Origin of the sequence: Archangium lansingense (assembly GCF_026626635.1) — a bacterium.
Classification (GTDB): Bacteria; Myxococcota; Myxococcia; order Myxococcales; family Myxococcaceae; genus Archangium; species Archangium lansingense.
In genome coordinates, this window is sequence record NZ_JAPNKA010000001.1 from 10,975,209 (window position 1) to 10,989,117 (window position 13,909).

14 protein-coding genes are annotated in these 13,909 nt (G+C 68.5%); 5 read left to right on the forward strand and 9 right to left on the reverse strand.

Annotated features, from left to right (window positions below; translation table 11 throughout):
- Positions 1 to 55: 55 nt before the first annotated feature.
- On the reverse strand, positions 56 to 928 hold the full coding sequence (gene ku, locus OV287_RS43825; protein WP_267540005.1) for a non-homologous end joining protein Ku: 873 nt from the start codon (positions 926 to 928) through the stop codon (positions 56 to 58).
- Between the two features lie 239 nt (positions 929 to 1,167).
- On the opposite strand from ku, the gene OV287_RS43830 reads away from it, so the two are divergent.
- The gene (locus tag OV287_RS43830; protein WP_267540006.1) at positions 1,168 to 1,992 is read left to right on the forward strand and encodes a M48 family metallopeptidase; all 825 of its coding nucleotides are present in this window, start codon (positions 1,168 to 1,170) and stop codon (positions 1,990 to 1,992) included.
- A 12-nt stretch (positions 1,993 to 2,004) separates the two neighbouring features.
- On the opposite strand, the gene OV287_RS43835 is transcribed toward OV287_RS43830, so the two are convergent.
- Positions 2,005 to 3,072, reverse strand: a complete 1,068-nt coding sequence (locus OV287_RS43835) for a YihY/virulence factor BrkB family protein (RefSeq protein ID WP_267542547.1) — start codon at positions 3,070 to 3,072, stop codon at positions 2,005 to 2,007.
- Positions 3,073 to 3,234: 162 nt separating this feature from the next.
- Here OV287_RS43835 and OV287_RS43840 point away from each other — a divergent pair, with 162 nt between their 5' ends.
- A complete protein-coding gene (locus tag OV287_RS43840; protein WP_267540007.1) occupies positions 3,235 to 3,888 on the forward strand; it encodes a hypothetical protein in 654 nt (217 codons plus the stop codon).
- A gap of 90 nt (positions 3,889 to 3,978) precedes the next feature.
- On the opposite strand, the gene OV287_RS43845 is transcribed toward OV287_RS43840, so the two are convergent.
- From OV287_RS43845 to OV287_RS43860, 4 genes are all read right to left on the reverse strand, one after another.
- Complete coding sequence (locus OV287_RS43845; RefSeq protein ID WP_267540008.1) at positions 3,979 to 4,980, reverse strand: DMT family transporter; 1,002 nt, start codon at positions 4,978 to 4,980, stop codon at positions 3,979 to 3,981.
- 61 nt (positions 4,981 to 5,041) lie between these two features.
- A complete protein-coding gene (locus OV287_RS43850) occupies positions 5,042 to 6,097 on the reverse strand; it encodes an alpha/beta hydrolase (RefSeq protein ID WP_267540009.1) in 1,056 nt (351 codons plus the stop codon).
- 33 nt (positions 6,098 to 6,130) lie between these two features.
- A complete protein-coding gene (gene queG, locus OV287_RS43855; RefSeq protein ID WP_267540010.1) occupies positions 6,131 to 7,150 on the reverse strand; it encodes a tRNA epoxyqueuosine(34) reductase QueG in 1,020 nt (339 codons plus the stop codon).
- Positions 7,151 to 7,167: 17 nt separating this feature from the next.
- Entirely contained in the window at positions 7,168 to 7,728 is a 561-nt protein-coding gene (locus tag OV287_RS43860) for a cob(I)yrinic acid a,c-diamide adenosyltransferase (RefSeq protein ID WP_267540011.1), read from the reverse strand.
- A gap of 199 nt (positions 7,729 to 7,927) precedes the next feature.
- Between OV287_RS43860 and OV287_RS43865 the strand changes: the two genes are divergently transcribed.
- Together OV287_RS43865 and OV287_RS43870 are read left to right on the forward strand one after the other, a co-directional pair.
- A complete protein-coding gene (locus tag OV287_RS43865) occupies positions 7,928 to 8,722 on the forward strand; it encodes a thymidylate synthase (RefSeq protein WP_267540012.1) in 795 nt (264 codons plus the stop codon).
- Positions 8,719 to 9,195 carry a dihydrofolate reductase gene (locus tag OV287_RS43870; protein ID WP_267540013.1) on the forward strand — a complete coding sequence of 159 codons (477 nt, stop codon included), beginning with the start codon at positions 8,719 to 8,721 and terminating at the stop codon, positions 9,193 to 9,195. The genes OV287_RS43865 and OV287_RS43870 overlap by 4 nt, the downstream gene beginning before the upstream one ends.
- Here the strand turns inward: OV287_RS43870 and OV287_RS43875 are convergent.
- Entirely contained in the window at positions 9,183 to 9,512 is a 330-nt protein-coding gene (locus OV287_RS43875) for a hypothetical protein (protein ID WP_267540014.1), read from the reverse strand. The two genes, OV287_RS43870 and OV287_RS43875, sit on opposite strands and share 13 nt — an antisense overlap.
- 125 nt (positions 9,513 to 9,637) lie before the next feature.
- Between OV287_RS43875 and OV287_RS43880 the strand changes: the two genes are divergently transcribed.
- Complete coding sequence (locus OV287_RS43880) at positions 9,638 to 11,491, forward strand: cytochrome c/FTR1 family iron permease (protein WP_267540015.1); 1,854 nt, start codon at positions 9,638 to 9,640, stop codon at positions 11,489 to 11,491.
- Between the two features lie 36 nt (positions 11,492 to 11,527).
- On the opposite strand, the gene OV287_RS43885 is transcribed toward OV287_RS43880, so the two are convergent.
- Positions 11,528 to 13,453 carry a response regulator gene (locus OV287_RS43885; protein ID WP_267540016.1) on the reverse strand — a complete coding sequence of 642 codons (1,926 nt, stop codon included), beginning with the start codon at positions 13,451 to 13,453 and terminating at the stop codon, positions 11,528 to 11,530.
- A complete protein-coding gene (locus tag OV287_RS43890; RefSeq protein ID WP_267540017.1) occupies positions 13,443 to 13,907 on the reverse strand; it encodes a response regulator in 465 nt (154 codons plus the stop codon). Before OV287_RS43890 ends, OV287_RS43885 begins: the two co-directional genes overlap by 11 nt.
- Between the last annotated feature and the right edge of the window lie 2 nt (positions 13,908 to 13,909).

Genomic DNA, 13,909 nt, shown 5'->3' on the forward strand with positions numbered 1-13,909 from the left:
GTGACGTTGCGACGGCGGGTGGGCTTGGGCCCATCCGCCGTTGTCGTTTGGAAGGCTAGGTCTTCTTCTTGCGGGGAGTCCGTTTCCTCGCCTCGCGGGCGGCCTGCTGGCGCACACGCAGACTCCCCCGGGTGGCCATCTCCCGCCCCGCACCGCGCCCAGCCCCCCTGCCCTCCCGGCTGGCACGAGGCACCTCTTCCTCCTCGGGCGCCGGGGCCTCGGGAGGCACCTCACGGGTGCCGTGTGTCCGAGCGCGCCGCTCGAGGAAACCGAGCAGCCGCTCGCGGTGCGTGTCGTGGTAGCGCTGAGGCTCGAAGGGGACGGTGCGGGCCTCGATGGCACGCAGCACGGCCTCCACTTCGGTCTCGACAGGCCGGGGCGCTGGGACGGACAGCTCGGGGTAGCTCTCCTGGGAGATGAACTCGTCCGCATAGTGCAAGGTGGAGAGGACGAGGCCCCGCCCATGCGGCCACACGACGCACAAGTGCCCCTTGAGGTTCATCACCAGCCGCCCAATACCGGCACGGCGCGAGGCTCGCAGCGCCATGGCCAGGGTGGCGAAGGGCCGTAAGGCCTGCTCCCCCGGCATCACGTGGTAGGTGGTGTCGAAGAGGATGGGATCGATCTCCGACAGCTCGATGAAGTCCTCCAGGTCGACAGCGCGGCTGGCCTGGGGGTCGAAGGCCTCGAGCTCGCCGCGCGTCACTTCGACGTAATGTCCGGGGCGAATCTCATAGCCCTTCACCACGTGCTCGAAGGGCACCTCCTCACCATCGTCCGAGCACACCCGTTTCTGCTGGATGCGGGCACCGTCCGCGTCGTGAAGGAGATGGAACTGCACCTGCCGGGGCAACACGGCGCCATAGAGCCGCACCGGGACGTGCACGTGCCCGAAACCGAGGGCACCGGTCCAGACGGGACGAGACATGTGGGGCCTCCCTGGCACCCGGAGGGGCGCCATCTCCTAAGCTCCGTAGCGCCCGGCAGGGCGGCAAGGCACTCCTCGCTCACGGCCGGGGGCCCGCCGGGACGGCTGCTCCGCGCAGTGCATATCCGTCCCCAGGGGATCGTCCCATCCAGGCACTCTCAGCATGAGCGCTTGCCGAGTCCCCGGACGCTGAGTACGACGCCGGGTCACCCGGCAGCACCAGACAAGGAAGGCGATGCATGAAGCGGATTCTCTCGGTGGTCATGACCCTCTCGCTGGCGATGGGGTTCACGACGGGTTGCGCCTCGGCCAAGAAGATCAACGTGGGACGCACGGCGGCGGCGCTGTTCATCTCCGATGAGCAGGAGGCGGAGCTCGGCAAGCAGGTGAAGAAGGAGCTCGAGGAGAAGGAGAAGATCAAGTACGTCGAGGACACGGTGGTGGTGGAGTACGTGCGCAGCGTGTCCACGCCCATCCTCCAGGCGGCGAACCGGGACCGGGCGGGCGTGAAGTGGAAGGTGAACGTCATCGATGACCCGAAGACGGTGAACGCGTTCGCCACGCCGGGCGGCTACCTGTATGTGTACACGGGCCTGCTGCTGGCGGCGGACAACGAGGCGGAGCTGGCCGGAGTGCTGGGGCACGAGGCCGCACACGTGACGGGCCGGCACTCGGCGCAGGCGCTGATGCTCCAGTACGGTCAGCAGGCGGTCATCGAGGCGGCGCTCGGGAAGGACACGAAGACGGCGGCGGCAATCGCCGCGAGCCTGGCGGGCACCGGCGCGGGGCTGGCGTTCAGCCGCAGCAACGAGACGGAGGCGGACGAGCTGGGCGCGAAGTACGTCTCGGCGGCGGGCTATGATCCGCGCGGGCTGGTGAGCTTCTTCCAGAAGCTGGCGTCGGCCGAGGGCAAGGCGCCGGGCTTCATGAAGTGGCTGAGCACGCACCCGCCGAGCGCGGACCGCGTGCAGCACCTCAACAGCTACATCGCGAAGAACAACCTGTCGGGCTCGAACGCGGGCACGGAGCGTCTGGCCCCCATCAAGGCGCGCCTGAAGCAGTAGGCCGCCTGGCGGTCAGTGCAGGGAGGAGTGCTGTCCCGGCTCCTCCTTGCGAGTTCCGTCGCTGGGGGAGTCGTGGACCTCGGCGGGAGGAAGGACCTCGGGCGAGGCGCGCTCGGCCATGCGCCGGCGCCAACGCCAGAAGGCGAGTCGCTCCCTCCCCGAGCGGGTGCCAGAGGGAGCGCTCTTGAGGTGGGGGGCCTCGATGGGTGGAGGCTTTCCAGCGGCCTCGGCAGCCTCGGCTTCGGCGTGCTCGAGGACAGCATTCACCTCGCCGCCGAGGATGAAGATGAGGCCCGTGAGGTAGAGCCACAGCAGCAGCACGACGACACCGCCGATGGAGCCATAGGTGACGTTGTAGCGGCCGAAGTGCTCGACGTACTGCGTGAAGCCCCAGGTGGTGAGCAACCACAGCACGGTGGCGAGCAGCGCGCCGGGAGAGAGGAACTTGTAGCGGTGCCGGACGGCGGGCAGGCGCCAGTAGCACAGCGCCAGCGCCAGCATGACGAGGCCCGCGGTGAAGGGCCAGCGCAGCCAGTACCAGATGGCGTAGTAGACGTTGAGGAAGTGAAGGCGCCCGGCGATCCACTCGCCCACCTGGCCGCCCAGCAGGAAGAGGGCAAAGGCGAGGGGGATGAGCAGCGAGCCCGCCACGGTCATGAGGATGGCGAGCCCCTGGGTCTTCCAGAAGGGCCGGTATTCGGGGACGTCATAGGCGAGGTTGAGCGCGCGGCGGAACGCATCCACGCCACGCGAGGCCGTCCAGAGCGCCACCAGGAAACCCAGGGTGATGAGGCGGGGCTGAGTGTCCTGGACGAGCGACTGGAGGTGTCCCTGCACCACCTGCAGGGCCTCTTCGGGCATGAGCGGGCCGAGCCGCTCCATCATGGTGTCCACGGCGCCCGGGGCGAACGGCAGGTAGGCCGCGAGCGTCACGAGGAAGAAGAGGAAGGGGAAGAGGGCGAAGAGGAAGTAGAAGGCGAGCTGCGCGGCGCACTCGGTGATGGCGTCCTCTTCGAGCTCCACCCAGAGGCGCCGGCCCAACTCACGCCATGTCAGGTGCTTGGGCTTGCGGAACGGCATTCCCTCCCCCGTGCTGTCCCGGATTGAAGCCTGGAAGGTGGGCACGGGTGAGTCTTCGTGCAGCATGAGAGCAGCCAGGCACTCGCCGCTCCCTCCCTTGCCTGCTCTTAGCTGGGGCGGCATCCCCGAAGGGCGAGATGCCTGCTAGCCTTCCCCTCCACCATGCATTCGTTACCGCTCGTCGTCCTCCTGACGCTCGCCGCTGGTCCCGACCGCACCGTCCCCGTGGGGTGCCGTGAGGACTTCCAGACCTGCCGCGAGGACTGCACCATCGACTACGGTGGCAGCACGACGAAGTACCGCCAGCTCAGCCTGTGCATCCAGGGCTGTGACAAGGAGCAGGCGGAGTGCACCACGCAACACTACTCGCTCCGGGACACGGGCTATGACGCGCCCGAAAGGGACAGCGAGACACCAGCCTCGCGCCCCGAGCCCCCCCGGGACGGGGTGCGCCGTGGGGTTTACCGGGCCGCGGAATCGGAACCCGCCGCCGAAACGGAGTCGGCCGAAGAGAAGGAGCCGGAGCCCGCGCCGGAACCAGAGCCCGAGCTGAAGGCAGAACCCGAACCAGCGCCCGAGACCCGGCCCGCGTCGAAGTCGAAGCCGACGGGCGAGGTAAAGCGGGCGTCCGCGAAGAGCGGAGACATGCGCGTCTTCGACGATGCCGAACCGGAGCCGGAGGCAGCGGAGGAGCCCGAACCCGAGCCGGAGCCCGCGCCCAAACCGGCACCGAAGAGAACGGAGCCACTGCGGCCGGCACCGCCGCCGGAGCCGAAGAAGAAGGACATCTCGGACTGGGATCCCAACGAGGGCTGATCTCCCCTCTCCCCTCGGGAGAGGGACGGGGTGAGGGTATCGAGAGCCCGGGTTGAGTCCGCGTCAATCCCCTCTCCCTTTGGGAGAGGGTCAGGGAGAGGGTCTACCCGAGCGCCCAGCATGGGCTCCGTGCGAGAGCGAAGCCTCGACGAGTTCCACGGCCTGCGACCGCACCGGCGTGAGGGGAGCGCTCTGCGTCAGCCGCACGCCAAAAATCACCAACACTCCGCCGAGAGCGAGCCCCCAGTGGAGCGACTCGCCGAGCAACAACCAGGCGGCGATGGCGGTAGTAGCGGGCTGCAGGTTGGAGAAGACAGCCACGCGGGAGGCGGGCACCTTGGACAGGGCGTAGTACCAGATGAGGTACGCGACCACGGACGTCAGGATGGCCAGGTACGCGATGCTGCCGAGCGCGGGAATGCTGGCGGAGAAGGTGCGAGAGGGAGCCAGCGCGAAGGGAGTGACAGGCACCAGGAGCAGGGCGGCGGCCACCATGCTCCACGCGGTGGAGCGCACGGGGCCGTGGGCAGCGGCGAAGGGCTTGCCCTCGGTGGTGTAAACAACCCAGGCGCTCACAGCCGCGAGGATGAGGAGGTCGCCCATGAGCGTGCCACGCGCCGAGGCCAGTCCGCGTCCGAGCAACAGGACCACCACACCACCGAGCGCGGTCAGAATGCCGAGCGTGGCGCGAAGCGAAGGCAGCTCGTGCCCACGCGCGAGACTCACCAGGTACACGCCGAGCGGAGTGAGCGCATAGAGCAGTGCCGCGTGGGCCGCGGTGGAGTGAGACAGGCCGTAGAAGAACAGCATCTGGTTGATGGGGCCCGCGAGCAGGCCGAGCATCAGCACACGGAGCCACTCGGAGCGCGGCGGCAACTTGGGGCCGGGCGTGAAGACGAGCAACAGGCAGAAGACGGTGGCACTGAGGAGGAAGCGCCAGAGCACCACGGTGACGGGCGGCAGCTCCTCCATGGCCCGCTTACCGGCGAGGTACGTGCCCGTGTTGATCAACACCTGAACGAGCAGCGCGGCGTAGACGGGGCCGAGCGACGCCTGACGAGGAGAGACAGCTTCAGTGGAGGATGCGCCCATGGCCTCGGAGCCACGTAGCAGATTGCCCGGTGGCCCGGAACAACGCGCGGCGCAGGAGTGCTCAGGGTGAGACCGCTTCGGCCTTCGACGAGGCGCGCACCTTGTTCACCACGTCGAGGATGGCGGCGCTCGTCTGCCGGGCATGAGACGCATCCGTCACCAACGAGATGTGGTTGGCCTCGGAGATGAGGCGGTACTCGCCGCGGGAGGAGAGCGCGACCATCTCCCGGTGCATGGCGTGGAACGCTGGGAGAAGCTCCTCCCCCGCCCCCGCCGTCGAGCCCGCGCTCACCACCAGCAGGGGCAGCTCCCCGAGGTTCCGGGTGGCGCGGACCTGGGCCACGGTGTCCTCCCAGACCAGCATCTCGGCATGCGCGGCCGCCAGGTGCTGGGGCGTGGAGGCGAAGGCCGCGACTTCCGCGAAGGCCCGCTCGGGCAGCCCCCGCCCAATCGCGGCGAAGAGACCCGTGGCGCGTGCCAGGCCCACCTGGATGAGCGCGGGCGCAATCGCCATCACCTTCATGCCCACCTCGAGCTGCGTCCTGGCGGACTGAGGCAGCCGCTGCATCTGGTCCGGGTGGGAGGCATCCAGCAGCACCATTCCGGCGACCTCCCCCGGGTAGCGGTCCGCGTAGAGGCGCACGAAGAGCCCGCCCAGCGAGTGCCCCACGAGGACGAAGGGACCCGACTCACCCGCGTTGGCGAGCAGGGTGTGGAGCTGCTCGGCGACGTGCGCCGCATCGTGGGGCTGCTGGCCCGGCTCGCTCCAAGCAGTCCCCGCCCGGTCGTACGAGCAGACGCGCGTGGCCTTCGCCACCTCGGGCTGAACCCAGGCCCAGCCCGAGGACATGCCATTGGCGCCCGTCTCCAACACCACGGTGGGGCGGCCCTCGCCGATGCAGTGCAGGTGCAGCCGGTGGCCCCCTACGTCCACCATCCGCCCTGGAGGGGGAAAGTTGCGTGCATCCGCCGCGGCGGACACGGCCTGGTACACCGTGCCGGTGGCCAGCAGGAAGGCGAGCCCGAGTCCCATCCATAGCAGCCTGCGCAGCCAACGACGGCGCGGACGGCCCTGGGACACGGAGGAGGACGTGGGGGTCTCGGGCGAGGAGCGCATGAGACTCCCGTACCACAGGGCGGAACGAGGCAGCTACGCGTCCAGGTGCCGAAGCGCCCACTGCGCGGCGTGGCGCACCTGCTCGCTGGAGTCCTGGCTCAACTTCTCCAACAGCGAGCGAGCCTCGGCCTGCTTCGCGGCGCCCAAGGCGTACACGGCGTTGCGGCGCAGGCCGTCGTACTTGGCTCGCGCGAGCGCGGTTCCGGGGATGAGCTGCTCATACTGCTCGGGGGTGAGCGCGGCCAGATCCATCACGCCGAGCTCCGCCACCGCCCGGGGCGCGAAGCGCTCGTTGGGAGTGAACACGGGGCTGCGGTTGAGGGGGCAGACGTCCTGGCAGATGTCGCAACCGAAGATGATGTTGTCCATCTCCACCCGGAAGGACTCGGGCACCTCGACGTGACGGTTCTCGATGGTCTGGTAGGAGAGGCAGGCCCGCGCGTCCACACGGCCCTGGCCCAGCAGCGCGCCGGTGGGGCAGGACATGATGCACTTGCGGCAGGAGCCGCAGCGATCGCTGGCGGGGCCACTTGCGTACGCATCCACCTCGGCGTCCAGGATGAGCGCGGACAGCAGTACCCACGAGCCATAGGGCTCGGTGATGAAGCACCCGTTCTTGCCCACGTAGCCCAGGCCCGCGCGTGCGGCCCACACCTTCTCCATCAGCGGGCCCGAGTCCACGCTGCCGTAGTGATGCACCTCGGGATACGCCTCCGAGATGCGCTTACGGAAGGCCTTGAGCTTGTCGCGCAAGGTGGAGTGGTAGTCCCGGCCCCGCGCATAGCGGGCAATGGGCGAGTCCGCCGCCCGAGGCTCATCGCGGTAGTAGTTGGTGGCGAAGGCAATGACGGTGCGCGCGCCCGGGAGAAGCTGGGAGACATCCAGCCGCTCGGCGGCGCGCGTGCTCATCCAGTCCATGTCCGCAGCGCAACCAGCCTCCAGCCACCTGAAGAGCGTCTCCGAGGGGATGGGCTCGGCGCGCGCGAAGCCCACGAGGTCGAAGCCGACCTGCTCGGAGAGCTGGCGGAGATGTGCGGTGGGCAGCGGAGTCACGGTCCCTTACATAACCGCTACTTCGTGGGCTTCTCGGGTATCCACTTCACGTCCTCGACACCCACGCGGTGGTTGGCGACCCGGGCCATCACGAAGAGCAGGTCCGAGAGGCGATTGAGGTAGACCACCGCCTCCTGCTGGGCCTCGCCCTCGCGCAGGGCAGCGACGACCCGGCGCTCGGCCCGGCGGCACACCGTGCGGGAGAGGTGCAGCGCGGCGGCCGCCTGGCTGCCTCCCGGGAGGATGAAGTGCGTCATCGGCGCCAGTTCGGTCTCGAAGGTGTCGATGGCCTTCTCCATGTCCGTCACCCACTCGGCCTTGAGCTTGGGGATGTGCTCGGAGGCCTTGGTGCCCGTGGGCGTGGCCAGCACTGCGCCTACGGTGAAGAGCTGGTCCTGCAGCCGATGCAGCAGCGCGTCCAGGTCCGAGGGCATGGACAGGGAGCGCGCCAGGCCCAGAGAGGCGTTCAGCTCATCCACCTCGCCATAGGCGTCCACGCGCAGGCTGTCCTTGCGCACCCGGCCTCCGCCGAACAGGCCCGTCTCTCCCGAATCCCCGGTCTTCGTGTAGATCTTCATGGCGCCGCCCTTCTAGGGCTTCCCGTGCGAGACCGCCACCGGAAGGCGACCTCACCGTGTACGGCGGGCTCGTACCGGACGCATCCGTCGAAGATCCGGCATCCCACGTGCTCCCGACTGTCGCGCGCCCCACAGCTCTTGGGCTACAAGCCGCTCCCCTCTTGGCGCCTGGCACTGGCCGAGTGATCGATCCGACACCATGAAACAGTACCTCTCCCTGCTCGAGCACGTCCTCCACCATGGAACGAAGAAGAGCGACCGGACCGGGACCGGGACGCTGAGCATCTTCGGCCACCAGATGCGGTTCGACCTCACGCAGGGGTTCCCGCTGGTGACGACGAAGAAGCTGCACCTCAAGTCCATCATCCACGAGCTGCTGTGGATGCTCGCGGGCGGCACCAACGTGCGCGACCTGCAGAAGCACGGCGTCACCATCTGGGACGAGTGGGCGGATGCGGAGGGCAACCTTGGCCCCATCTACGGGCACCAGTGGCGCTCGTGGCCCAAGCCCGGCGGCGGTTCCATCGACCAGATGGCGCAGCTCGTCGAGCAGCTCCGCAAGAACCCCGACTCGCGCCGGCACATCATCAGCGCGTGGAACGTGGCGGACCTGGACGCGATGAAGCTGCCGCCCTGCCACATCCTCTTCCAGTTCTACGTGGCGGACGGAAAGCTCTCCTGCCAGCTCTACCAGCGCAGCGCGGACATCTTCCTCGGGCTGCCCTTCAACATCGCCTCCTACGCGCTGCTGACGATGATGGTGGCGCAGGTGACGGGGCTCCAGGCCCACGAGTTCATCCACACCACGGGTGACGCGCACCTGTACCTCAACCACGTGGAGCAGGCCCGCGAGCAGCTCAAGCGCGAGCCTCGGCCGCTGCCGAAGATGACGCTCAACCCCGAGGTCCGCTCGCTCTTCGGCTTCAAGTACGAGGACTTCACGCTGAGTGCCTACGAGCCGCACCCCGCCATCAAGGCGCCCGTGGCCGTATGAAGATCTCCGCCATCGTGGCCATGGCCACCAACCGGTGCATCGGCCGGGACAACACCCTGCCCTGGCGGCTGCCAGCGGACCTCAAGCGCTTCAAGCAGCTCACGATGGGGCACACACTCATCATGGGCCGCAAGACGTACGAGTCCATCGGCCGGCCGCTGCCAGGCAGGACAACGCTCGTGGTGACGCGCCAACGGGACTACGCGCCCGAGGGCGTGCAGGTGGCGCACTCGCTGGAGCAGGCACTGGAGCAGGCGCGCGGCGACGAGGTCTTCATCGCGGGCGGCGCGGACCTCTACCGCCAGGCGATGGAGCACGTGCGGCGGCTGTACCTCACGCGGATCGGCCGCGACTACGAGGGCGACACCTTCTTCCCCGAGTTGGACTTGTCCGGCTGGAAGCTCATCGCCGAGGAGCACCACCCGGCCACCGCCACCGAGCCTCCCTTCTCCTTCCTCACCTACGAGCGGTAGAGGCGGTAGAAGCGAAAGGCCTTGGGCCACTCGCGGCGAGGCTTGAAGGCGATGGCCACTTCCTGGCCGCCCAGGGCCGACTCGGTGAGGACCACGTGATCCTCAAAGGCCTTGGCCTTCTCGAACTCCTCGTCCGTCACCTTGCACACGGCCTTGTAGAAGGGCCCCGAGAGCCACTCCGCCACCTCCGGCGCGTCCCGGAACTTCAGGTACGCCGCCAGGGACGCGTGCGCCGCCGCCAGCACCGCGAAACCCGTGGGCACGCTCTCGCGAATCAGGATGTACATCTTCAGGTGCCCACCGCCGTCCGCGCTCATGTGAGGACTCCCGGATACCGAAATGCCCTCGTGGACGCACCCTCCGCCCGCTACCTGACGCGGCCATTTTGAATTTGATTATCAAAATTGAAAATGAGGCCTGAGGACTGGTAGACCACTTGCTCGTGAAGCACGTCGGCCTCCTGATCCTTTCCCTGCTGATCGCAGCACCTCTGGCTGCCGCGGATGACAGTGCGTCCGAGGGGCGCACCTGGCACCGTCTGGTGGGCATCCTCCAGTACCTCCAGGCCGACTACCCCCTGGCGGTGGAGTCGAAGTCCGACTTCGAGCTGGCCGAGCAGCGCAGCTTCATCGCCGAGGCGACCGAGGCGGCCGGAGAGCTGGGTCCCCGGGGCGAGGCGTTCCTACCGCGCCTGAAGGAGATCAAGGCCCGCGTGGACAAGGCGGAGGATCCCGAGGGCGTCAGCCGTGACTGCGGCGAGCTCGTGGAGAACCTGGTGCTCGCTGGAGGCCTGGCGCGCAGCCCGCGCACCCCTCCGGACCTGACGCTCGGTGCACAGCTGTTCCAGCAGAGCTGCGTGGCGTGCCACGGTACGGACGGGCGCGCGCAGGTGCCCATCGCCGCGACGATGGAGCCGCAGCCGGCCAACTTCCATGACGCGGACCTGATGGCCGGGCTCACCGCCTACAAGGCCTACAACACCGTGGGCTTCGGCGTGCCCGGTACGCCCATGCCCGGCTTCCCCACCCTCTCCGAGGAGGAGCGCTGGGCCGTCGCCTTCTACGTCTTCACCCTGCGCCAGCCCCCGTGCGAGGGCAACCCGCCGCGCGTCTCGCTGGAGAAGCTCGCCAACGCCACGGACCCCGAGCTCGTCCAGGCCTACGGGCAGGAGAACCTCGCGTGCCTGCGCCGCAATCTGCCCGACGTGGACGAGGAGCGCGGCCTGCTGACGGCGCGCAGCCACGTGGAGCAGGCGCTGAAGCTGGGCGCCGCCGGAGACTCTCTCGGAGCGCGCAGCGCGCTGCTGGACGCCTACCTCAACGGACTGGAGCCGGTGGAGGTGACGCTGCGGGCCCGCAATCCGGAGCTGGTGCTGAAGCTGGAGAAGGCCTTCCTGGAGACGCGGCTCGCCGCCGAGCACAAGAGCCCGCACCTCCAGGACGAGGGCCGCATCCTGCTGTCGCTCCTGGACGAGGCACGGCGCAGCAGCGGCACCACCGCGGGCTTCGTCTCGGTGCTGTGGCTCACCCTGCTCATCCTCCTGCGCGAGGGCTTCGAGGCCACCGTCATCGTCGCGGCGCTGCTGGCCATGCTGCGCAAGATGCAGGCAGACTCCTACGCGCGCGTGGTGCACGCCGGCTGGGTGTCCGCGCTGGTGCTGGGCGCCCTCCTCTTCATCTTCGGACGGCAGCTGCTGGGCGGGGCCAACCGCGAGATGCTCGAGGGCGTGGCCGCGCTCGCCGCCGTGGTCATGCTGCTGTACGCCGCCCTGTGGCTCAACGCGCGCGCCAACATGAGCCAGTTCATGGGCGAGCTGCGCGAGAAGATGAAGGGCGCGCTCGGCAAGGGCAGCGCCACCGGCCTGTTCGCCATCGCCTTCTCCGCCGCGCTGCGTGAGAGCGTGGAGACGGCCATCTTCCTGCAAGGGCTCTCTCTGGACTCACCGTCCGGCGTGGCCTGGGGTTGCGCCGCGGGCGCCGTGGCCCTCACCGTGCTGGTCCTCTTCATCAACCGCGTGGGCTACAAGCTGCCCATGAAGACGCTTTTCAAGGCGTCCACGGTGCTGCTCGTCGTCACCGCCATCATCCTGCTCGGCAAGGGACTGCGCGCCCTGCAGGAGGTGGGCATGGTGCCCCTCAAGCCCCTCCCCCTCTTCACCTTCGAGCCGCTCGGCATCTTCCCGGATGCCATGACGCTCGTTCCGCAGCTCGTGCTGACGGCCATCCCGCTCGCCATGCTCATCATCAAGCGGCGCGCGAGCACCACGCGGCTGGCGGACGCCTCGCAACAGGGGTAAGCACCCGCGAGGCTGCCCGAGAGGCCCTGCCCACCGTTACGAGGCGGAGGCCAACAGCGACTGCACCAACCCGCGCAGCTCCTGGGTGGAGAAGGGCTTCTCCACCCGGCGGTTGGGCACGTGGTTCAGGAAGGCGTGGGCATTGGCCGTGAAAGCGCCTCCGGTCAGGAACACCATCTTCCCGGCCAGCCCGGGCGAGTGATTCGCCACCGCCTGGTGCAGCTCCATCCCGCTCATCTCCGGCATCATCAGATCGCACAGGATGATGTCGAAGCGCTCTCCACTGATGAGCCGCGCCTGGGCCTCTCGCGCACTCGTCAGCGTGATGACCTCGTGCTCCCGCTGGAGCGTCCGGCGGATGGCCATGCCAATCATGGGCTCGTCATCCACCACCAGGATGCGACCCCGCCGGGGCGCGGCGGACACCGCGGCCTCCTGCGGCGCCTCGCTCGGGCGGGCGGTGTTGGCGGCGCGCAGGATGACCCGGAAGGTGCTCCCTTTTCCAACCTCGCTCTCCACCTCCATCCGGCCACCGAAGCTGGTCACGATGTCCTGGCAGATGGGCAGGCCGAGCCCCGTTCCCACGCCCACGGGCTTGGTCGTGAAGAATGGCTCGAACAGCCGCGCCAGGTTCTCCGCCGAGATGCCCGAGCCCGTATCCCGCACCTCGATGGCCAGGCCCTCGGCGTGGGTCCGCGTGAGGATGCGAATCTCATTGCCCTCCACGTTCCCCTCGGGGATGGCCTGGGCCGCGTTGACGAGCAGGTTCAGCAACACCTGCCCGAGCCGGCCCTCGTGCGCCTCGGCCATGAGCTGGCCCGTGTAGTCACGCACCAGCCGCGCGCGGTGTTTGATCTCATTGGAGGCCATGCTGATGGCGCTCTCGAGCACACGGTTCACCTCCACGGGCTCGGGCCGCACGTGCTCCTCCGCGCGCGAGAACATCTTCAACTGCCGGACGATGTCACGCACCCGGGTGGCGCCGAGCTGCGAGTCGGCGACCAGCTTGCGCATCTCGTCCTGCTCGCCCGCGGGCAGCGTCAACCGGGGGAGCACGTCCGTCTCCAGATGGCTGAGATTGGCCACCGTGAAGGCGAGCGGGTTGTTGATCTCATGGGCAATGCCCGCGGCGAGCGTCCCGAGCGAGGCCATGCGGTCGGCTCGCACCAGGCGGGCCTCCATCTGCCGGCGCTCCGTCAGGTCGCGCACGAGCCAGACGATGCAGGGCTGGCCGTCGAATACGCTGGGGGTAGGGGCGAGCTCCACGAAGATCGGAGTCCCATCCCTGCGCACCATGCGGATCTCCATGGGGGGACGCTTCTCCGGCATCCCCGCCTGGTCATCTCGGGGGAGCAGCGGGCGCGACTCCGCGTGGATGAAGATGCCCTCCAGCTCGGCCCGTGAGCCCCCCAGGAGCTCGTCCGCGGACGAGAGGCCAATCAGGGTGACGAGCGCGGGGTTGGCATAGACGAGCTTCTCGCCCTGCGTCACGCCGATGCCATCGGGCAGCCGCTCGATGAGCTCGCGGAAGCTCGCCTGAGACCGGCGCAGCTCCTCCAGCGTACGCGCATGCTGGAGCGCGTAGCGGATGGCGCGCGCCAGCAGCGTCGGCGAGAGCTGCGACTTGTCGAGGAAGTCCGCGGCCCCGGCCTTCAGCGCCTGCTCATCGAGCGTCTCGTCCTCCATCCCCGTCAGCAAGATGACCGGTCCGAGCCACCCCTGCCGCCGCATCCGCTCGAGCAGCTCGAGCCCCGTGTTGGCACCGAGGCGGTAGTCGAGCAGGCACACGTCATGGCGGCCGGTCATCAGCTCCGCGAGCGCCTGCTCTCCGTTGTCCACCCACTCCAGCACCATGCGGCCCCGGCTGATGGTCCTCAGGGCGTCACGCGTCAGGACGAAATCATCCTCATCATCCTCGACGAGCAGGATGCGGATGAGGGATTGCTCGACTTCAGGATTCATGGGAACCGGCTGTGCGTGGCAGTTCGACGATCTGGAACCAGTGTTTGTCGAGCACCTTCACGACCTCGACGAGTCCCTCGAACGTCACGGGTTTGGAGATGAAGCAGTTGGCGCCCAGATCGTAGCTGCGGAGGATGTCCTCTTCCGCCTTGGAGGTGGTCAGCACCACCACGGGGATCTGCCGGAGCGCCGGATCGGATTTGATCTCCCGCAGCGCCTCGCGGCCGTCCTTGCGGGGCATGTTCAAGTCCAAGAGGATCAGCCCCGGACGCGGGGAGTTCTTCGGCTCCGTGTAGGCGCCGCGCCGGTACAGATAGTCGAGCAGCTCCTCTCCGTCCTCGACGAACCGGAGCTCGTTCATGAGCCGGCTCTCCTGCATGGCCGTCCGGGCGAACTCCCGATCGTCCACATCATCATCCGCCATCAGAATCGTGACGAGCTTCCGGTGTGGCATGC